The sequence below is a fragment of the Aliiroseovarius sp. ABM4_368 genome (assembly GCF_056161205.1).
This window is the reverse complement of record NZ_JBSWYR010000003.1, coordinates 205048-224901: the sequence shown is the minus strand read 5'-3', so window position 1 is coordinate 224901 and position 19854 is coordinate 205048. Positions and strand designations below refer to the sequence as shown.

Annotated in this window: 25 protein-coding genes and 2 tRNA genes; 9 read left to right on the top strand and 18 right to left on the bottom strand. The window is 53.5% G+C overall.

Translation table 11 applies throughout. The features are described from left to right. Positions 1–81: 81 nt before the first annotated feature. The 5 genes from ACXAH3_RS10455 (at position 82) to ACXAH3_RS10435 (ending at position 4235) form a co-directional block, all read left to right on the top strand. Positions 82–813: a helix-turn-helix domain-containing protein gene (locus ACXAH3_RS10455; RefSeq protein ID WP_474862023.1), complete on the top strand. Its 732-nt coding sequence runs from the start codon at positions 82–84 to the stop codon at positions 811–813. A gap of 19 nt (positions 814–832) precedes the next feature. Continuing rightward, entirely contained in the window at positions 833–1261 is a 429-nt protein-coding gene (locus tag ACXAH3_RS10450) for a plasmid mobilization protein (RefSeq protein WP_474862022.1), read from the top strand. Continuing rightward, complete coding sequence (locus ACXAH3_RS10445) at positions 1255–2829, top strand: relaxase family protein (RefSeq protein ID WP_474862021.1); 1575 nt, start codon at positions 1255–1257, stop codon at positions 2827–2829. The genes ACXAH3_RS10450 and ACXAH3_RS10445 overlap by 7 nt, the downstream gene beginning before the upstream one ends. A 17-nt stretch (positions 2830–2846) precedes the next feature. Beyond that, complete coding sequence (locus tag ACXAH3_RS10440; protein WP_474862020.1) at positions 2847–3134, top strand: hypothetical protein; 288 nt, start codon at positions 2847–2849, stop codon at positions 3132–3134. 219 nt (positions 3135–3353) lie between these two features. Continuing rightward, on the top strand, positions 3354–4235 hold the full coding sequence (locus ACXAH3_RS10435) for a hypothetical protein (RefSeq protein WP_474862019.1): 882 nt from the start codon (positions 3354–3356) through the stop codon (positions 4233–4235). Between the two features lie 428 nt (positions 4236–4663). Here ACXAH3_RS10435 and ACXAH3_RS10430 read toward each other — a convergent pair whose 3' ends face one another. The 6 genes from ACXAH3_RS10430 to ACXAH3_RS10405 are packed head-to-tail and all read right to left on the bottom strand — an operon-like array spanning position 4664 to position 10182. Continuing rightward, positions 4664–5590: a hypothetical protein gene (locus ACXAH3_RS10430; protein ID WP_474862018.1), complete on the bottom strand. Its 927-nt coding sequence runs from the start codon at positions 5588–5590 to the stop codon at positions 4664–4666. Then, on the bottom strand, positions 5583–7448 hold the full coding sequence (locus tag ACXAH3_RS10425) for an ORC-CDC6 family AAA ATPase (RefSeq protein WP_474862017.1): 1866 nt from the start codon (positions 7446–7448) through the stop codon (positions 5583–5585). The genes ACXAH3_RS10430 and ACXAH3_RS10425 overlap by 8 nt, the downstream gene beginning before the upstream one ends. Then, on the bottom strand, positions 7445–8647 hold the full coding sequence (locus ACXAH3_RS10420) for a metallophosphoesterase family protein (protein WP_474862016.1): 1203 nt from the start codon (positions 8645–8647) through the stop codon (positions 7445–7447). Before ACXAH3_RS10420 ends, ACXAH3_RS10425 begins: the two co-directional genes overlap by 4 nt. 2 nt (positions 8648–8649) lie before the next feature. Further along, positions 8650–9480 carry a DNA adenine methylase gene (locus ACXAH3_RS10415; RefSeq protein ID WP_474862015.1) on the bottom strand — a complete coding sequence of 277 codons (831 nt, stop codon included), beginning with the start codon at positions 9478–9480 and terminating at the stop codon, positions 8650–8652. Beyond that, the gene (locus tag ACXAH3_RS10410; protein WP_474862014.1) at positions 9477–9761 is read right to left on the bottom strand and encodes a hypothetical protein; all 285 of its coding nucleotides are present in this window, start codon (positions 9759–9761) and stop codon (positions 9477–9479) included. The genes ACXAH3_RS10415 and ACXAH3_RS10410 overlap by 4 nt, the downstream gene beginning before the upstream one ends. 16 nt (positions 9762–9777) lie before the next feature. Continuing rightward, complete coding sequence (locus ACXAH3_RS10405) at positions 9778–10182, bottom strand: helix-turn-helix domain-containing protein (protein WP_474862013.1); 405 nt, start codon at positions 10180–10182, stop codon at positions 9778–9780. Positions 10183–10281: 99 nt separating this feature from the next. On the opposite strand from ACXAH3_RS10405, the gene ACXAH3_RS10400 reads away from it, so the two are divergent. After that, entirely contained in the window at positions 10282–10497 is a 216-nt protein-coding gene (locus tag ACXAH3_RS10400) for a helix-turn-helix domain-containing protein (RefSeq protein WP_474862012.1), read from the top strand. A 282-nt stretch (positions 10498–10779) separates the two neighbouring features. Beyond that, entirely contained in the window at positions 10780–11904 is a 1125-nt protein-coding gene (locus tag ACXAH3_RS10395; protein ID WP_474862011.1) for a tyrosine-type recombinase/integrase, read from the top strand. Between the two features lie 27 nt (positions 11905–11931). Here ACXAH3_RS10395 and ACXAH3_RS10390 read toward each other — a convergent pair. The 10 genes from ACXAH3_RS10390 to murA form a co-directional block, all read right to left on the bottom strand. Next, a tRNA-Phe gene (locus tag ACXAH3_RS10390) sits at positions 11932–12006 on the bottom strand. Positions 12007–12096: 90 nt separating this feature from the next. Continuing rightward, positions 12097–12291, bottom strand: coding sequence for a DNA gyrase inhibitor YacG (locus ACXAH3_RS10385; protein ID WP_474862010.1), 195 nt, complete (start codon positions 12289–12291; stop codon positions 12097–12099). Beyond that, positions 12291–13328 carry a ribonuclease E/G gene (locus ACXAH3_RS10380; RefSeq protein ID WP_474862009.1) on the bottom strand — a complete coding sequence of 346 codons (1038 nt, stop codon included), beginning with the start codon at positions 13326–13328 and terminating at the stop codon, positions 12291–12293. Before ACXAH3_RS10380 ends, ACXAH3_RS10385 begins: the two co-directional genes overlap by 1 nt. Next, entirely contained in the window at positions 13325–13912 is a 588-nt protein-coding gene (locus ACXAH3_RS10375; protein WP_474862008.1) for a Maf family protein, read from the bottom strand. Before ACXAH3_RS10375 ends, ACXAH3_RS10380 begins: the two co-directional genes overlap by 4 nt. A 12-nt stretch (positions 13913–13924) precedes the next feature. After that, the gene (gene infA / locus ACXAH3_RS10370) at positions 13925–14143 is read right to left on the bottom strand and encodes a translation initiation factor IF-1 (RefSeq protein WP_008186030.1); all 219 of its coding nucleotides are present in this window, start codon (positions 14141–14143) and stop codon (positions 13925–13927) included. 122 nt (positions 14144–14265) lie between these two features. Beyond that, positions 14266–14673 (bottom strand): arsenate-mycothiol transferase ArsC, encoded by a 408-nt coding sequence (locus ACXAH3_RS10365; protein ID WP_474862319.1) that lies wholly within the window; start codon positions 14671–14673, stop codon positions 14266–14268. Positions 14674–14738: 65 nt separating this feature from the next. Then, entirely contained in the window at positions 14739–15221 is a 483-nt protein-coding gene (locus ACXAH3_RS10360; RefSeq protein ID WP_474862007.1) for a UPF0262 family protein, read from the bottom strand. Between the two features lie 16 nt (positions 15222–15237). Further along, positions 15238–16539, bottom strand: coding sequence for a histidinol dehydrogenase (gene hisD / locus ACXAH3_RS10355; protein WP_474862006.1), 1302 nt, complete (start codon positions 16537–16539; stop codon positions 15238–15240). Between the two features lie 65 nt (positions 16540–16604). Continuing rightward, positions 16605–17087 carry a DUF2948 family protein gene (locus tag ACXAH3_RS10350; RefSeq protein WP_474862005.1) on the bottom strand — a complete coding sequence of 161 codons (483 nt, stop codon included), beginning with the start codon at positions 17085–17087 and terminating at the stop codon, positions 16605–16607. Positions 17088–17092: 5 nt separating this feature from the next. Next, positions 17093–18358, bottom strand: a complete 1266-nt coding sequence (gene murA, locus ACXAH3_RS10345; RefSeq protein ID WP_474862004.1) for a UDP-N-acetylglucosamine 1-carboxyvinyltransferase — start codon at positions 18356–18358, stop codon at positions 17093–17095. A 264-nt stretch (positions 18359–18622) separates the two neighbouring features. Between murA and ACXAH3_RS10340 the strand changes: the two genes are divergently transcribed. After that, positions 18623–18697 (top strand) — tRNA-Thr (locus tag ACXAH3_RS10340). Between the two features lie 115 nt (positions 18698–18812). Here the strand turns inward: ACXAH3_RS10340 and ACXAH3_RS10335 are convergent. After that, positions 18813–19337 carry a CBS domain-containing protein gene (locus ACXAH3_RS10335; protein WP_474862003.1) on the bottom strand — a complete coding sequence of 175 codons (525 nt, stop codon included), beginning with the start codon at positions 19335–19337 and terminating at the stop codon, positions 18813–18815. Between the two features lie 81 nt (positions 19338–19418). Between ACXAH3_RS10335 and ACXAH3_RS10330 the strand changes: the two genes are divergently transcribed. Continuing rightward, positions 19419–19604 carry a hypothetical protein gene (locus tag ACXAH3_RS10330; RefSeq protein ID WP_163038728.1) on the top strand — a complete coding sequence of 62 codons (186 nt, stop codon included), beginning with the start codon at positions 19419–19421 and terminating at the stop codon, positions 19602–19604. 8 nt (positions 19605–19612) lie between these two features. On the opposite strand, the gene nqrM is transcribed toward ACXAH3_RS10330, so the two are convergent. Beyond that, positions 19613–19852, bottom strand: coding sequence for a (Na+)-NQR maturation NqrM (gene nqrM / locus ACXAH3_RS10325; RefSeq protein ID WP_474862002.1), 240 nt, complete (start codon positions 19850–19852; stop codon positions 19613–19615). Between the last annotated feature and the right edge of the window lie 2 nt (positions 19853–19854).

The window sequence follows — 19854 nt, the reverse complement described above, 5'->3', positions numbered from 1 at the left end:
CCCACCTCAACGGCATTACAAATCTTTCTACTTCATCAGCCTACCAAAATGATCACCCACCCGCAATCGCGGGAGGTACACATGCCTAAGCTTAATCGTTTTGAATGGTTGAAGGCTGTTCTTCAAAGTGCAGACCTCAATTCGTCAACGAAGGCAGTTGCCTCTGCGCTCTCTGTACAGTTTGCCAATGACAAGACCGGGCAGTTGAACCCTTCTCTTAAAACTCTGGATGAGTTCCTAGCGGGCATGTCGCTTGCGACAATCAAACGCTGCCTGAAGCAGCTTGTTGAATTCGGTTGGCTGTTTCGCTCGGAAGGACGCGGCGCTGGCAATCACACCGAATATGACCTTCGCGCTCCCGCCAAAATCATTCCGTTTCGCCCGAAGAAAAAGAGTGCACCAGTGAGCCTTTCAAAAGAGCAAAAGGGCTCATCGGCGATAGGAAAAGGGCGCATGGGTGATCTTTCCTATATAAAGATAGAACAATCCAAAGAACAAACCCCCGCGCTTGAGCCGGATCTGCCGGATGGAGGGCCATCCGGCTCGGCGCGCGGGGGCGGTACGTCAGCCGTTTTCGTTTCGCGTCAATCTTTCGGTTGCCGCCAATGGGAACAGTTCACCGAACGAATGTTTGGCTCATGGATCGACCGGGCACTACCCGAAACCGTCGAAAACGGAGAGCGCGGCTATTGGTTGCCTGCCAAGTTCCCCCCAACCAACAAACACGACTGGCCCGAGTGGCGTAGCTGGCTCATCGCATCTGGCTGGACCTTGTTTGCGCCATCGAAGCAGGAGCTTTGCAATGCGGTCTGAGCAAAGAGCAAGGCGACCCATGTCATACGCTGACGCTGCTGACACGGGAGCTTGCGAGGGGTGGCAAGCCTCCCCTTCGAACCCCACCGGCGCGTGCACGCCCCACGCCAAAGCACCGCTCACCGAGACCTTTGTCTTGCGTTGCAGCGTAGCTGAAAAGGCCCAGCTTCGCGCTAAAGCCGAAGCTGCGGGTGTGCCTGCCGCGACCCTTTTACGTGAAGCCTTGGGTCTGACGGAGGCTCGTCGTCGCAAGCCGACACCCCGCGTTGATCCTGCGCTTGTGCTGGCCGTCGGACGCATCGGCGGCAACCTCAACCAGATTGCGCGGTTTGTGAACCGGGTGCTTTTGGTCGGGCGGATTGACCATGATGCGCTGGCAATCGCCCGCCAGTTGGTTGTGATTGAACGTCAGCTTGCCCAGATCCTCGATGAGGCACGGCAATGCTGATCAAGTTCTTTTCCAACGGTAAAGGCCCGGGTGCCGGTCCGGTCGGCTATCTCGTCGCGCGTGAGGTGCTGGCCTACGACACCAATCGCGATCTGATCCGCGATGCTGATGGCCGACCTATGACGGTCACGCGCAATCCTTTGCCAGAAGTGCTGCGCGGCGATCCCGCCCGCACCGAGGCCCTGATTGATGCCAGCCGCAATCAATGGACCTACCGTGCAGGCGTCATAAGCTTTGCCAGCGAAGACGCCCCGACTGAAGCCCAGCAGGCCGAAGTCATGGACGCCTTCGAGCAGCTGGCTTTTGCAGGCATGGACGGCGAGCAATTCGATATGCTCTGGGTCCGGCACAGCCACGAAGACCGCGTTGAACTGCATTTCTGCACGCCTCGTTTGGAGCTGACCACGGGCAAAAGCCTCAACATTGCGTCTCCCGGCTATCAGGCAGCCTATGACAGCCTGCGCGATCTAATGAACAAGACGCATGGCTGGGCTGATCCGATGGACTTAGACCGCGCACAGGAGGTCCAAGCCACCGTTGAAGCCCCTACGCGGGCACAAGGCCGAGACGAACTACACGAATGGATTTTGGATCAGATCAGTGTCGGTACCATCATCGACCGTGCCAGCATGGTCGATGCTCTGAGCGACGCAGGTTTCGACATTCCTCGCGCAAGCAAAAACTACATCACCGCGAAAGACCCTGACACAGGGGAACGCTGGCGATTGAAAGGAGAAATTTTCCATGACGACTGGCAAGCCGAACCGCCTAGCCGAGAAATTGAACGCGGATCTAGAAGCGATCCGCAAAGAGCACGCCGACTTGATGGTGTCACAGTTGCAGAGCTTCAGGAGCGATATTCAGGACAGTGTGAGGCTCGCGCGGGATACAATCGAGACCGATACCAGCACGTTTCTGGATTGGAGCGGGAGAGCTTGGCAGGACCACATCAACACGATCAGGCGCTTGATGCGGCTTTCACCATGGATGGTGAGCTTGGCGTGTCTGTTGATGGTGTTCGCGACATTGGCGCTGACGTTTCTCTGGAGTTGGCAACTGTCCGAGATGACGAGTCGCACGCGGTTGGAGACGCTGGGCTTACAGACAGTGCAGCACGAGGGCGCGACCTATCTGATCCTGCCACCGGAAACAGCGAGCATTCGCAGTTGCACGATGGCGGGTCAGTCGGTTTCCTGCATCAAGGTGGAGGCGAACTAGATGGATCAGCCCCTGACAGCCTTGGAGCGCGACTTGCTGGCCTGCGTCGAGCGATTGGTAGCGGCCTGCGAAACCTCAGCACAGGAATTGCGCGGCTTAGAGACACGCTCGACGGACGGGATCGAAAAGAAGCTGAATGGGTTGGTGCAATGCGTACTGCTGCTCATGAAATCACATCTCTTGTCAGTGAAAACATTGGCCGACTTGCTGACCGAGGAAGAGACCTACGCGACGCTGGAAGAGAACTTGCAAGCCAGCTTGAAGCTAGTGAGAGCCGCCGAGAAACAGCTGAACGAGAGTTGAGCGAACGGCAATTTGAACGAGACCAAAGCCATGGCCTCGGACTATAATTTCAAAAGGAAAAACAATGACAATCGAACACCATCACTTCACCATGAGCTACCACCAAGCCCGCGATTACGGAATTGATTATCGCGAGTTTGAGAAAGTGGACAGCTTGCCTGAAGGCATCCCATTAATCGCCGTTGCAGGCGTCTGGGGCGACTACAGCAACATTCGATGCCTTTTCATCGACGCCGATGGCAACGGATACATGCGGAATGTTCGGAAGTGGGGAGAACATGGGTATTTGATCAAGGAGCTGGGCTTGGACGCCAAGGGTATTTCTTTTGGTGAAACATTTTGGCTGCGCTAACACGATAACAATAAAGACCACTGCGCGATCAAAGGTTGCTCAAATTAGAAATGCGCTTGCGCTCTGGATCCTGGAAATCAGGACAGATTGGGAAATTTAACCTGCAGGGTAAAACGAACAGATCCCGAACCAATAGCTAGATATATAAAATTGTTGTCAAACAGTTGGGCAGTGTGCTCATCTCGACCATGTATTTTGAATTTTTCGAAAGGACTTTTAATGGACACGCCTTCCTACCCAAACGACTTTTGGCCCGAAAAAAAACAAAAAAGCGGCGTCGAAGTCGCTATCTTCGCTGCCCTTATAATTGCTTTTATGTCAAAGTTTGTTCCCGTCAATAATGGTGGTGGTGGCGCTAAATCCACCAAAGATGCCATTAAGGAGCTGGCTAAAAAGCTATCTGAATTGCAAGCGGAGCTTGACGCTCGAAGAGAAGAAGTAAATCAGTTTCTGGACAATGACCTGATGACGGCATTGAGTGCGAAAGTCTATGGTATTGCTCGAGCTCTTGATGCGTACAAGGCCACTGGCCGAGAAGAAGTGGTCATTGGAGCTATCGCCCTAACAGAAGAAACCACGAATGCACTCGAAACAGTAATGTCTGATCGGCCTAGGTACCTTTCGGACGAGAGCAGTTTGGTGCTCGAGGATCTTCTCGTGGCAAGTTTGGCGCAACGCGCCGTCATATATGCCACTCTTAACTACCAAGGTCTAAAAGGCGACGAAGTCAAACGCGTAACAGACCTTTTGCTCTCTGTATACAAAGAGGGAAACCGTTCGGCTGAGCGAATTGAACGTAAGCGATTTTCGATATGCGAGGCGAAGCTCGATCCGGTTTATAGTGGCCCTAATCCGCCTAAACCTAAGCTAATTGATAGCCGACACTGGCTGTACCAAACATTTGTTGGCTACAAAACCGTGGGACAGTCGGGTTGTGGTCCGGGTAAAATAGTAGCCGCGCATGGGCACGAAAAATTGAGAAAGAAAATTGTCGAGCAAAGAAAGCTCGCTCAAAAAGAGATCGACCGAATTGTCGCTGAGAACGTGAGCAAGCAGAGATCGGAAGAGATTTCGTTCATTGAAAAGTTTGGAGAGCACTAGAAGCAGGACCCATTGATTTCCGAATGGATTGCGGGTCTCACGGTCCTAAACAGCCCATGGCCCTTACCGATATTTCCAAGCGGAGGATAACAAGCTCACACCCCTAGAGGCTTTTCCACCAAACCAAACGGCAATCCCTGAATTAACACCAGCTTGTATTGAATAGATTTATCTTCATCAACCGCAAAGGCTGACGCACTTGGTTAGCACGATCTAAACAATACACGCTGCAGGAGTTTGAATAATGGGATAACAGCGTGCAGGCCAGGCTTCAAGCAATTGATAAATTGTGATTTTTCACTAATCTACCACCCGTACTAGGGAGGTAATTAATTCGCGGTTTGGCGTCGTACTAAGCTGATTGCGACCATAGCATTCACGCAAAATGAAGTTGCCATGGGACAGGCTTAAGATATTCTCATACCAATTCAAACTCGGCTAATCCAGAATCCCGAAAGAGGACCCTTTGCTGCAACGTCCTTCAGTGCCTCCAAAGAGTGTCCACTCGCTTTCCAAACCGAGATTTCGTCTCCATATATGCGCTGACATACCAAACTGAGAGCAACGAATATTTTTGGCCCCATCGGCACAAGAACAAATCGAGCCTTGTCTCCAAGTGTATTGATCAAAGAAGTTAGCAAAGAAAAAGTGAACAGTGGATCAGAAACAGGATACTTAATTACGCGTTCAGGCTTAATCTGCGACAGAAGCGGTTCGTTTGCATGCTGAACAGCCTGCTCAAACCTCTCGTCTTCTCCCTTTGGAAAGAAGCAAAAAGTTGCACTCGGGTCCAGATATTCCAAGGCACCCAAGGCATGATCAGCTTCGTACCCAAGCCCGATGGCCATAACAGCTGGACGCTCTGGCGCAGAAGTCCACCCACAAAAAAGTGGAAGTGGAGTGAAGTCAAAAAACTCAAACGATGGATCCTTGGGCTCTGTAAATTCGGCAACAGCATAAACGATCGCAAATTCCACGCCTGCATAAAAATCGTCATCCAAAAATTCAGCCAACAAAGAAGAAAGAACGGTTCGACTCATTGATGATACATCAACCAGAACTTTCTTCCCGCTTAGTGTTGTTAACTCTGGGCTTTGACTTTTGATTGAAGACTTAAGGCTTTCTGATTCATCGAAAAGTACAGCCCCTTTGGCTTTAGCGTTCTTTAGGTTTTCGTCAAAACTTAACTCGCGCCCATTTTTGAATACGCACGCGAACGCCTCTTTCGACCGCTCCGAAAAGCGGTCAAATACATGGCGGGACCTTTTTTCGTATCCTACGGTAAATACAAGTATGTCGACCGCGTCGACGTCATCATCTGAGAACGTGTTTAGATTAAACTGTCTTTTAGACATCGAGAACTCCCTGCTCGACTTGGTTGCCTGCTTCAAACAAGGATGTGAGGCTGATTTCACGATCGAGGCTCAACGGTAATTTATAGTACGCTGCCAACAGGTAATTTAGCCTGAAGCGTTCTCCTACGATCGAGGAAAGAACTTGATCAGTTCCCTTCTCAGGAATGTGTATCAACGCACCTATGTTCACAGCCTTCGCTATGCACTGGAAAACATCTGGGGAGTGCCCGTGGTCCACGCGGAAAGACAACGGAATCTGGTCGCGAAATTTTGTTGCGACAATTCCCGAATAAAACCCCTGCCCAATTCGATCGAGCAAGTTGACAACTGTTTCTCCCTTTTTGTTGTAATTTGGAATCGCCCTCAGAAGGGATCTCATTACCCGGATTGACCTTTCGATTTCAGCGGCTTGGAGTTCTAGGGCAACACTCTTAACACCTTCTGAAGCCACAATTTGATCCAAAAGAGGACTGATTAGATTGATCAACGCTCTCGGGTTGCCTTCGGTTAGCGTAAGTAGAGAAGGCATACCTGCATAAAGAGAATATGTTTTGCGGGATCTGCTGGATAACTTGTCCGCAGTAAACCCGTTACGTACAGGGCGGGTGAAAAAGTTTCGTGCGATGACGATGTTCCGCGCCTTACGCAGCGACGAAGCAAGGTCATTCTCAGACATCTCTTCGATACGACTGAAGTCTATTTTCTTCCTTTGAAGATACGTTTCGAAACTCCTGTCTTTTTTGGAAAGCTCAATGAAGACTTTCCCGAGGTCCGAATCTGAACTGTATTTGCTTCTGGCTCGTTTACCGCCCGTTTCATCCAGAGAATCTTCAAATGTAAAGTCCGAGCTATCAAAAATGGATCGCAAGTCTCCCTGCAGGCCAGCACTCTTTACGAGGCTTTCGCAGAGATCACTCGCAAACTCCACAGCTTGTAGTTTTTGCGGGAACGTTAGGTCTACTCTTCGGTAGTCATTGTTCACCGAAGCATCCGTATCCGGATCGGATCTTACAAAATTGTGATTATATGGTGCCAACGCGAGTTTATAATAAATTTGCGTATCATCGTCATTTGCGCCTCGAAGATCGAAAAACAAATTCTTTTGAATCGTGGACGGAGCAACTTCCAACTCGTCAAATAAAAACAGCCAGCGTCGCCCTGGAAGGTTAGAGTGGTGGTTATGCAGATCGTGAGCCCGCCTCATACCCTCTCTGTAATTGAGATAAAGAAAGCTATTGTCGCTTTCCTCAAAAATTCGTTCACCTACATAGGAGGCTTTGTTCTTCAAGTAACCGATGACGGAGAGGCGTTTCGACAACGCTTCTCTCAATTCATAAAACGTCAATGCTGCGGGCTTAAGCATCCAGTCTTCAGCAAGCCCTTTAACCACCTCCTGTTCTTGCTCGAACGACAGCTTTGGGGTCAGCGGCGCAAGAAACTCATCTTGCCAAACTTCTTCAGACTGCCAATCAGCAAAAGCTTTCGCAATTGCTCGAAAGATGTGGGTTGTGAATGTTGCATTCCCCAAGGCTTCAGCCGCTGCTTCGCTAGGTACTTGCCTTGACAGTTCTTTTATCTGGCCATGCCAACTTCTGTCGGCGGGAATGAAGACCGACACAAAGTCCACATTGGACTTAAAGTCACGAGCCTTTTCCCCTTTCCAACTGGCCAATGCAGGCATCGTTAACATTTTCAGCAGCGTCGTTTTTCCAGACCCTCTAGGTCCTGTCAGCACAGAATGAAAATGCCCACAGAGTCTATTTAGCTTAGTTGACGGGTTAACGAAGGTACTTGCTACTTCCTGTGGGGTACGATGCTTAGCATTAAAAGTATCGTATCTTCCTTGATCGATAGTCATGCTTTTACAATCTCCCGAATGCCTTGACCTTGGCGACTGACAACAAATGCACTATCTGCCTCTAGCTCGCCGACAAGGTTCTCTAAGTCCAGAGGTAAAAAGTGTTTTAATTCAGTGAACTGAGAGACTGCGTCGCTCCATGACAACCGACCGCACTCGTTTACTTTTTCAGCCAACTTTTCTGCAAACGATGGGAGGTCGCCTCGAAAACCAAAGCCAGCTCGACCAGCAAGACAACCAGGCTTATTCTCCGCAGGATCCCATCCATAGGATGCAGCCCAATTCCAAGCGTGAACAGCCCCCTTGATGCGATGCCGCCCCCCCTGAGGTGGGTCAAATTCAACCATATAAAACTGATTTACGCCCGGATTTGTAGGATCGCCCTGAAGTGAAACAGAAAAGCTTGCACACGACAAAACAATTGGTCCGGAGTTCCCACCATCACAGTAGAGGCTTCCGCGATGCACATGGCCATGTACTACAAACCATTCACCAAATTCGGCGCGCGCCAATAACTGTAACAAGTTTTCAGCGCCTCGCATTCGGCTTTCATCTGCATATGCATCGCTGTGCTGTTCTTTAAGGTGATGGTGAACGAGGCATATGTTGAATTTCAGCCTTAGATCAGAGCCAAGCGCTTGTAATTCTTCTTTGATTTCGTCCAAAGTAATATCGCTGATCCGACCGCGAGTGAGCTCTGGCTGACTATCTTCTCCATAGCCATGGTAAGCGCATGAATTGATCGTCAAAACACGCCAATTGTCGCCTTCAACTATCGAAAAGTTGTTGGACCAGTACTTCAGATGCTCAACATCATTCTTCTGGTACTCGGGCAACGGAAAGCTTGGCGTCAACCGTCTCAAAAAACCACGAGGATCAAACTTATTTTCCTTGTGCCGAGTGTCCAAATCATGATTTCCACATGTCGCAACAAAATGCGGAATCTGGAAGTCTTTTTGAATGCTAGAAAGTTCTGTCCAGGCCCTTTCAAGAGCGAGTGGATCAGCCTTGTCCGCGATGTCGCCTGCGCAAAGCAATATGTCTGGGCGAGCGACCTTTCCGCTTGATAGCATTTCGCGCAAACCTAAGAGAGGATCGCTTTTACCATTCCTATCTGCGTCACCGAAATTCACAAGCGACGGCATCACTTTGGTCGGCATCTGAAAAGAATGCAGATCTGAAACAACAAGTAATTTCATTTTCACCAATTTCTTATCAAAAGTTCGCCGCTTTTCTTTCGACTTGCTGAGAACCCTGAAATATTTCGTTGGACCGAGTAGGTTCGATATGGCCACAAGTCCCGGATAGGATAAATGATTTCATCATCAATGAACGACAAAATGAACTTAGCGCCAACATTGTCAATTATCGAAAGCAGTTGACGCAACCTGTCCAAGTCAACTCGACTAAAATGGCCCTTCACGTACTCAGAAAAAATTCGGCCCTCAGATTTAAGGTAAGGCGGATCAAGGTAAACAAAGTCGCCTGCACGAACGTTCTCCGATACTATGTCGAAAAAATCACCACATTTCAGATCGGCGGACTGCAATCTAGTTGCGAAGTCTTCAAACTGGGATTGCGTGGGGTACGAACTCGGTTTGCTGGCTGCGAAAGGAACATTGAACATGCCCTGCTTATTGGTTCGATATAGCCCATTGAAGCAATTTCGGTTCAAGTAGAAGAACTGAACCGCACGCTCTTGGTGATTCTGTTCAGTTTTAAATTTTTCTCGAACGCTTAGGTACACCTCTTTTTCTCTGGGTATCGCCAACGCAGCATTATAGATTTCTTTAGATCCCGTCTGAACCTGCCGGTAAAAGTTTATTAGGTCTGTATTCAGATCTGACAAAAGCGCCTTCTCAGGTCTCAAATAGTCAAACAGTACCGCAGAGCCGACGAATGGCTCAATATAGCGCTCAAACTGTGCAGGGGCATCAGCTCCTAACTCGGGCAACGCGGAACGCTTGCTCCCCGCCCATCTTAGCAACGGACGAGAACGCGGGTTCGAGTGAGCTTCGTCAATCTTGTTCACTCAAATTTCTTTCTGTCACTGTTGAAAAAGTAGAAAAACCTTTGCTCCGAGACACCGTGCTTAAGGATGAGACGCCAACCCATCTCACCAAACGATATGGCACAAAGCCCCGCAGTACCCATTGCGGACAAAAAAAGCACTAAGGCTCGTTCGCCCTCTAAGCCTGAAGACGACAACCCAATGAATACGCCAACGGCCATCGTAGAAATCAACAAACCAATAAACCTCAGCGTGTTGGAGAGTTTGTTGAGATGCAATTCTAAATCAGACACTTCTGACAAAGTGCGCCTCCAATTCTTATAAAACTTCGATGAGTAGGCGTGCTTCATCGATCGGCGAAGTACCTTTGGCCGTACACTGATCCAAAACGAAACTGATTTGCTTAGCAACTTTTTCTGTCGGCGGGTGTAGATCTTTTTCCCGGTGCATTTGCAAGACCGCCAGTGCTACTGCTTCCACCAAGTTTTCCTGTTGAAGTTTCACTTTTGGCCCTTCCCCCATAGCCAGCCATTTCAGCTCAACATCAAACTCGTTGCAAAACTTCAGCGCCGTCGAAATAGGCATTTCTCTCTTTCCTAATTCGTAGAATTTGTAAGTTCGATCTGCAATCTCCAGTCGAACAGCAGCCTTGGCTTGCGAATACCCACATGCCAGTCGCACTTCTCGCATTCGTTGACCGAAGTTTGCAGTATCTGTTGACATGTTATCGAATGACCTATAATGTTATCAAACGTGCACATATTTGGCCGTTCATGCCCTAAGTATGCCGATTGTTATCACACTTTGCAAGGAGACACGTAGATGCAGAAAGTGACGCTTTATTCCCCCAGAGAGTTAGCTGAAATAAGCGGTTGGCCCGAAAAGCGGATAAGAAACTTGATTGCATCTGGAGACCTTAAGCACGTCAAGATTGGCGCAAACTACTTCACGCCAGAAGACGCCATCGACGATTTTCTGCATCGCAACATGGTAACTCCAGAAACCTCAAGTATCGCCCCTCGATCTGACGCGCAGTAGCGCTTGGACCGTTCAGAAACCTGTTCTAAATCGAAAGATGGATCACATGGGTACGACTAGCCTGAACATAAACGTAATCGAAAAACGCATGATGAACGCTACCGAGGCTGCCCATTACTGCGGGTTAGCTGTGAAACATTTCAAGTCATTCTGCCCGGTACAGCCAGTACTCATTCCACCGAAATACAAGCAATATGATCGAGTCGACTTGGACAAGTGGCTTGACAATTTGAAGGTCGGTTTAGAGACGGCAACTCGAAGCGAAATATTGGCTCGCCTGTAATGACCTTCGTGCGTGTAAAGGGGTTTAAGATTTTTGCTGATCGGCATGGACAAATGCGTTGCTATCATCGCGGCACTAATCAGAAGGTTGACCTCACCAAATCTCCGCTTGGCTCCGTAGAGTTCTTCGCAGATTGTGCCAGAATTTCTGCCGCAGCTGAGGCTATGAAAGAGCTTAAGCCCAAGCCCGGAACTCTCGGAGGGCTCTTCGCCGCCTATTTCGCAGAAGAACATTACTTAGAGTTATCCGATGCAACAAAGCGCGAATACCGAATGTGCGCTGAAGTACTGAAAAATATTCGCGATACGCCTGTCACAACGCTAGATACCCCCTTGCTGGCAGCCATTCATGACGAGCTGGCCAAAAAACACAGCTGGGATAAGGCAAATCGCGTCCGCAACTTTCTCATTCAGGTCTTTAAGTTCTGCATCCCTAAAGGTTTGATTTCCAAGAATTTTGCGGAAGGCGTCATCAAGAAGCCGCGCCCGAAAGGCACGCCTGAAGCATACAGAACATGGACTTTCAACGAGGTCCAGACCGTTCTTGAGGCAGCATCCCCTCAACTTCGCGCCGCGCTGGCTATGATTTTCTGCACTGGTCAAGATCCAAGCGACGCGCTCGAGTTTCGCAAAGATCAGGTAGATGACGGTGTCATTTGGAAAGGACGGAACAAGACAAATGTCGGCGCTGCGATCCCGATCAGCGGCATTCTTGAGGGTGAGCTAGAGAAGGCACCAGTAAACAACGCAGAAACGCTGCTTGCGAGTTCAAAAGGCACGCCTTGGACCTACGATGGCTTTGCCAGCGCATGGCAGCGACTTCGGAAAAAACTTGAAAAGGCTGGTAAGGTTGCCCCGGGACTAACCCCAAAGGGACTGCGTCACACCATGGCAACTTGGCTGCGTGAGGCGGGGCAAGACGAACGTGAGATTTCTGATTTGCTCGCGCAAGACTCGAAGGTCATGGGGCTGCACTATTCCAAGAACGCAGCCTTGGCCCGAAAGAACCGAAAGACAATGCAAGTTTGGGAAGGGGAATATAAGCGCCGTGCTCAGAAAGCAAAATTGTCAAACCCACAGAAAAAACCGTCAAACCCTGACAAGGAGATCAAGCCAGATGAATGAAAACCATTTATATTTCAAAGAGTTAAATGGTGCCCGGGGGCGGAATCGAACCACCGACACGAGGATTTTCAATCCACTGCTCTACCCCTGAGCTACCCGGGCACGGGTGAACGTTTCATCGTTCGGGTGGGCGGGTTTTAGACGCGGGGTGCGGCGGTGTCCAGAGGGAAAAGCGGGTTTTTCGAAGGTTTTTCAGTGCGGCTTCAAAGTTTCCTGTGAAAGCGCATGAGACATGGCTTCAGCGGCCTCGTCCAGATCCTCGGGGCTGTCTGCGGGGACGGCATAAGAGCCGTTTAACCAGCGGCCCAGATCCACGTCTGCACAGCGCTTCGAGCAGAAGGGGCGGTACTGGGCGTCGGTCTCTTTTTCGCAGATGGGGCAAGGCATTAGCGATCCTCCAGGCAGCGCGACAGGGGCATGCGTTCGCGTTTGCGTTGCAGTTCGAACAGACCCAGTTGCGTCCAGCCGACCATGGCGGTCTCGATCCCTTCGGCTTTCAGGGCAGCACGCAGGACCTGTTCTAACTGGCGGCGGTCTTTCTTGGGGCAGGGGGCGAAATCGACGACAATCTGACCGCCTAAGCCCCGGCATTTCAGCGCGGCGGGCAGGGCACGGGCTGCGGCGATATTGGCCTTCAGACCCGCCGCTGGGCTGGTATCACCGCCCGTGTTGACGTCTACGGCCACAAGCGCGCGGGTGGGCTCAACGTACATCGAGGCCCCGCCCGACAGACTCATAAACGCGCCACGGGCCGCATCGATCATCTCGTGCACATTATGGCGGTCAAATGCGCCTTCGGCTGCGTCCAACTGATCCGGCTCGGGCCAGTCGCGCCATGCCATTTCATGCGGATCAGGTCCGTCGACCAGAAGCTCGGCGTCGCCGTCCTGATCGGCAAGCACCGCGCGGCTCAGGTCCAGCATCGCGGCGATATCTGCTGCGACATCCTCGTCCGAGCCCTTCTCGGCCACCGAGCGGATGATCAACCCCTCGCCGGCATCACCCATAACCTCATGTGCGATCTCAAGCAGCCGCACGCGGGCCTCGTCATCGCGAATCGCGCGGCTGACATTGATGCCAGGAGCACCAGGGGTGACGATGGCATGGCGGCTTTTGAACAGCACTTTTTGCGTGACGGGAACAGCTTTGCCATCTTCGCCAAAGCCCGTGACCTGCACCAGCACACGTTCGCCCGGGCTCAAGCCTTTGCCTTGACGCAGAAATCCGGACTGGCCGTTGGGCAAACGCAGCATCATGCCGCCTTGGCCCTTCAAGGGGCGATCACAAATTGCGCGGAAAATAGCACCGGGCAAGATCACGCCTTCTGGCGGTTCAACCAGCAGATCGGTCAGTTTCCCGTCGGTGATCTGGGCTGCGGCCATACGACCCTGATAGGTATCCAGCGCGATGATGCTGCCCTTCATGATTCAACTCCGTATAGGGGAAACCCGGCGGCCTGAAGCAGACCGGCAGTTTCAGCAACGGGCAAGCCGACCACTCCGGTATAGCTGCCCTGAATCCATGGGATGAATGCGCCTGCGGGGCCTTGAATGGCATAGCCACCCGCCTTGCCCTGCCAATCACCGGTGGCCAGATAGCCGTTCAGCTCTACATTGGACAGACGCTTCATTTTGACGTTGGTCACCACGTCGCGCGCCCATGTGCCGGTGGCATTGCGCACCACGACCGAAGTGATGACGCGGTGACGTCGCCCGGACAGGGACATCAGGAATTCGGCGGCTTGGGCCGCATCCGCAGGCTTTCCCATGATGCGACGGCCAAGGGCGACGGTGGTGTCGGCGCAGAGAACAACCTCGTCGGCGGCGACAGACATCGCAGCGGCTTTAGACGCGGCAATCCGGCGGCAATAGACCAGCGGCAATTCAGCCTTCTTGGGTGTCTCATCTACGGCCGGAGGCCGCACATCGTCAGCAACAAGGCCGAGCTGCCCCAGCAACTCGGCCCGTCTTGGGCTGCCAGAGCCCAGAATCAATTTGGGACGCGACATGCGCGACGACGCTTACTTAAAGCGATAGTTGATCCGACCCTTGGTCAGATCATAGGGGGTCATTTCGACCTGCACCTTGTCGCCAGCCAGAACGCGGATGCGGTTTTTGCGCATCTTGCCTGCCGTATGAGCGATAATCGTATGGCCGTTCTCCAGCTCGACCAGGAATGTCGCATTCGGCAGGAGTTCCTTAACGACACCGGGAAATTCGAGCAGTTCTTCCTTGGCCATGTTCACTCCTGTGTTTATACCCGCCCATTGCGGGCGCGCTATAAATGGGGGGAAACGTCCCGGTTTTCAAGGGAATTCGGCAGAGAAGCACGAATTGCTGTCCGCGCGGTATGACCAAGGTCTTATGCCGGGGCTACATCCTGCGTTGGCGTGCCGAAACGTTCGATGATCCGGGTGCGAATCTGATCGCGCGCCTGGCGGTAGTTGACCAACTTTTCTTCACGCCGTGTGCCCAGACCCGTGGGATCCAGAATGGGCCAGTATTCCACGTCCAGATGGAACACGCGCGTCAACTCTAACGCGCGGCGCTGGCTGGCCGGGGACAGCGCAATCACCAGATCGAAACTGGACAGGTCGTCGCCCCATTCCTCCATCTGGTCAAAGCTGCGCACACGGTGGCCGGACAAGTGAATGCCCAGCTCATCGCACACGGCAATAGAGAACCCGTCGATTTCAAGTTCGCTGTGGACGCCCGCCGACTGGACATAGATTTCATGCCCATAAAAGGCCTTCATCATCCCTTCGGCCATTGGTGAACGCACAGAATTGTGGTCACAGCAAAACAGCACGGATTGGGGACGATCGGCGCTCAAACTTACCCCCAGTGCAGAACGCAGATCAGGGTGAACAGGCGACGAGCCGTGTCGATGTCGATCTCGGCCTTGCCTTCAAGCCGTTCCTGCAACACGCGTGCGCCTTCGTTGTGAATGCCGCGGCGGGCCATGTCGATGGCCTCGATCTGGCTGGGGGGCAGCTTTTTCACCGCGTCAAAATAGCTTTCGCAGATCGCGAAATAGTCCTTCACCACCTGACGAAACGGGCCAAGAGACAGGTGAAATTCGCCGGCCTGATCGCCCGCTTCTGTCTTGGCATCCACCACCAGACGTTTCTCGCGAATGGCCAGCCCAAGATGATAGGGGCCCTCCGGCGCGGGCTGATCCCCACGCGGGGCCAGTTCAAAGCTGTTGTCTTCCAACAGATCGAAGATCGCGACTTTACGCTCTTGTTCGATCGCAGGGGTCGGCGCAGCCAGACCAGTGTCGTCGATTTCGATATGGGTGATGCGGTTCGTTGTCATTGGCACTATCTGAGGGTCAATCGTTAAGGGCGTCAAGTCTTGCGCGTACGGACAGCCCGTGCGCCTCGAGGCTTTCGGAAATGGCAAGGGTTTCGGCAGCGGGGCCGATGGCGGCCAGCGCGCCGGGCGTCATACGCGCCAATGTGGTGCGTTTCAGGAAATCCATCACTGACAGACCCGAGCTGAAGCGCGCCGAGCGTGCGGTGGGCAGCACGTGGTTTGGGCCGCCGACATAGTCGCCGATGGCTTCGGGCGTGAACTTCCCAATGAAAATCGCGCCGGCATGCACGCATTTGTCCGACAGGGCTTCGGGGTCGGCGACACAAAGCTCAAGGTGCTCGGGCGCGATGCGGTTGGACAGGCTTGCCGCCTCGTCCAGATCGCGCACGGTGATCACCGCGCCGAAATCGCGCCAGCTTGCGCCCGCGATCTGACGCCGTTCCAGCGCTTCCAGACGTGCGGCGACTGCGTCGGCAACTTTCTGGCCGAAGGCTTCATCCGTGGTGATCAGGATCGACTGTGCACTTTCGTCATGCTCGGCTTGGCTCATCAGATCCAAGGCCAGCCAATCGGGATCGTTGTCCGCATCCGCGATGACCAGAATTTCAGACGGGCCGGCAATCATGTCGATGCCCACCTTGCCAAACACCCGGCGCTTGGCAGCGGCCACAAAAGCATTGCCCGGCCCGGTGATCTTGTCGACCGGCGCGATGGTATCCGTGCCATAGGCCAAGGCGGCAACCGCCTGCGCGCCGCCGATGCGATAGATTTCGTCCACGCCGGCGATGCGCGCCGCCAGCAACACCAATGGGTTCGCGATCCCATCGGGTGTCGGCACGGTGATGGCCAGACGTTCAACGCCCGCAACTTTCGCTGGAATGGCGTTCATCAGAACCGAGGACGGATAGCTGGCCAACCCGCCGGGCACATAAAGACCGGCAGCGGAAACCGCGCTCCACCGCCAGCCCAAATCAGCACCGCTGTCATCGGTCCAGCGCTGATCCTCGGGCATTTGACGCAAGTGATAGGCGCGGATGCGCTCGGCTGCCAATTCCAGCGCGGCGCGCTCTTTGTCCGAGACCTTGGCGCATTCTGCTTCAATCTCGGCTTCCGAGAAGCGCAGCGTCGAAGGCGTCAGGTCCATCCGGTCGAATTTCGAGGTCAGGTCGATTACCGCCTGATCCCCGCGTTCGCGCACATCGGCAATGATCCCAGCCACGGCGGCATCCACATCAGGGCTGTCTTCGCGTTTCATCGACAGAAGTTCGGTGAAGCGGGCCTCGAAATCGGCGGATGTGCTGTTCAGAAACTGGGGCATGGCGCTCTCCTTTGCGCCGTTTTAGCTGCGGCGCGGCATGGCTTCAAGCAGGGCTTGGGCGTGGATCACTCGGGCAGATCGTGCTTTGGTGTGTGTTTTGACGGCGCAATATAAGGACGGGTCACGTCTTGCAGTGTCACGTCCAGCGCTTCGACCTCAAGCGCAATCGCGCCATCACCCGCCAAAACCAATTCAAGCCGGCCCATGCCGTCTTCGCCGGGCGTGAAAGACAGGGACAAAAGCGACAAGACCATGTCTTTGTCGCCCTTCTGAACACCCTGACTTTGCACTTTTAGAACATCCGACACGGACAGCACCGATTGCACGCGTTCGACCGGGCGTCCCCTTGCTTCGGCAGCTTTCTTGTCTTCCCAGCGGAAGCGGTTGACCAGCAAAGCGAGCTGACGACGCGCCGGATTCCACGAAATTTCGCTTGCCGGAAACACTGCGTCCTGGACCAAGGCCGACACGACTTCAAGGTCGGCCGCATCCAGCGCCACCAGCTTCAGGGCATTTTCGTCGCCATCTTCGAACCGTGCGTCTTGCATGTCGGTCACTCCTTCACGCGTTCGATTTTCGCCCCGATCGAGGACAGCTTGCGCACAACTTTTTCATATCCGCGATCAAGGTGATAGACGCGGCTGACCACTGTTTCACCTTCGGCAGCCAGACCGGCCAGAATCAGCGAGACCGACGCGCGTAGATCGGTGGCCATCACCGGCGCACCTTTCAGCTTTTCAACGCCATGCACCGTGGCGGTGCCGCCATGCACTTCGATATTCGCGCCCATACGGGTCAGCTCGGGGGCGTGCATGAAGCGGTTTTCAAAGATGGTTTCGTGCAGGGTCGAAGTGCCCTCGGCCGTACACAGCATCGCCATCATCTGCGCCTGCAGGTCTGTCGGAAAACCGGGGAAGGGCTCTGTCGTGACGTCCACGGCGGAAACGCGGCCATTGCGACGCGCGACTTTCAGGCCTTTTGCGGTCTCTTCCACATGGATGCCGGCTGCATCCAGTTTTTCGCAGAAACTTTCGACCAGCGCGATTTTCCCGCCCAGACATTCGACTTCGCCACCCGCGATGGCTGGTGCCAGCATATAGGTGCCAAGTTCAATTCGGTCGGTGACAACGGGATGCGTTGCGCCGTGCAGACGATCCACGCCCTGAATGACGATCTCGGATGTGCCGTCGCCTTCGATCTGGGCGCCCATCTTGCGCAGGCAGTCAGCCAGATCGACGATCTCGGGCTCGCGGGCTGCGTTGCGAATGACCGTAGTGCCTTTGGCTAGGGTCGAGGCCATCAAGATGTTCTCGGTTGCGCCAACGGAAGCAAAGGCCAGCTCGATCTCGGCACCCTTCAGCCCGCGCGGAGCTTTCGCGTGCAGATAGCCGTCTTTCAGCTCGATTTCGGCACCCAGCTTTTCAAGGCCAAAGATGTGCAGGTCCATCGGGCGAGCGCCAATTGCGCAGCCTCCGGGCAGGGACACAACCGCATGGCCCAGACGCGCAAGCATCGGCCCCAATACAAGGTTCGAGGCGCGCATCTTCCGCACGATGTCATAATCCGCGATATGATTGTCCAGGTTATGGCTGGACAGGGTCAGAACCTGACCTTCCTGCATTGACGCGGCTTCGGCCCCAAGGCTTTCCAGAAGTTGCGTCATCGTCTTGATGTCGGACAGGCGCGGGGCGTTTGTCAGGGTCAGCGGCTCTTCCGACAGAATCGTCGCAGGCATCAGGGTCAGACAGGCGTTCTTTGCACCCGCAATCGGAATTTCACCACGCAGCTCGCCGCCGCCGGTCACTACAATCGAATCCATATACCTGCCTTACCTATTATTCTGTTCATTTTCCGCCGCTTCGTCATGCGACGCGGCGCGTGCCTTGGCCTGCGCTTTGCGCCGACCCATATTCGCTTTTAACGCAGCTTTCAGCCGCGCTTCGCGATCCGTCCCTTTGTTTGCGGGCTTCCGAGGTGTGTTTTTCCGCTCCATGGGCTCTTCTGTAACGCGGAATGAAAAAAGGGTCCAGAATACGCTTGCACACGTCCGCGAATACGTTTAGTCAGCCGCTCACGATAGGACGCTGTGGTAGCTCAGTGGTAGAGCGCACCCTTGGTAAGGGTGAGGTCGGGAGTTCAATCCTCCCTCACAGCACCATCGTAAATCCCCCACAGATCGGTATCAAAATCCCAGTACGGGTATTCGTGTGCCCGTACCAAAAACGCGCGGACCCTGGCCCGCGCGCGTTGAATATCTTCAATAAATGGTCCGTTTAGCCAACGATTAGCTGTTTCAGTTGAAGCGCTTCGTGTTCGACCTCGTTCAGACGGTTGGTGATCACGTCGCCAATGGTGATCATGCCAATCGGTCCGGCGTCACCCATCACGGGCATGTGGCGGAAACGACCGTCGCTCATCCGTTTCAGAACGGACACAAGGGTGTCGTCGGTGCTGCAGGTCTCGACCTCTTTCGTCATGACGTCTTCGACCAGTTGGGGCAGGGTCTGGCCCGGCGTGTCAGCTAGTTTGCGCACAATATCGCGTTCCGACAGGATTCCGCACAGCGCGCCCGTTTTGTCCGTGACCACCAAAGCACCGATTCGCTGATCACGCAGCACTTCGACCGCGCGGCCCAAGGTCTCGCTGGGACGAATGGCGATCACTTCGGCGCCCTCTTTGCCTTTCAGGATGTCCCCAACAACGGCTGTCTTCGCCTTAAGATTGCTGGACGGATCCTGACTTTGGCTTTTAGCTCCTTCGCGGTCCTTACGCATGGGGGCCTGATACGACGTGGGCATGTTTTGCTGTCCTCCCTGAACTGATTGCGGTTCGCCTTTATAGGAAGCATAACCCAGCCAATCGATTTCAGGAGATAAAAAATGTCGCAACTTGCACTTTCATCCCCGGTCGCGACGGTGATCTTCGTGTTGGCCTGCTTTTGCGGCTATCAATATCGGCGGGTTTGGAAGACCGAAGGGCCACGCTATCTGCTGTGGATCTATGGCGTATTGACCGCCACAGGACTGCTTGTTTTGGGCTTTGTCCCGTTGGCCGGGGCAGGTTAGAGCGAGGCTTAGGTTTCAGCCTGCATCCGCTCTAACATCTGTTTTTTGCGCGGGCACTGAGTCAAGCGCTCGCGCAAGGGGCTGTTGGGATCAATTTCCTTGCTGCACACAAGGCATTGATCCGCATCACTGATCGCATTCAGGCCACCACAGCTGCCTTTGATCGTCTTGCCCGCCATGATCACGCCAAGGGCCATGCCCAGCATGATGACAAGAAGAACGCCGAAGGTCAGAAGAAAGGTGGCCATGA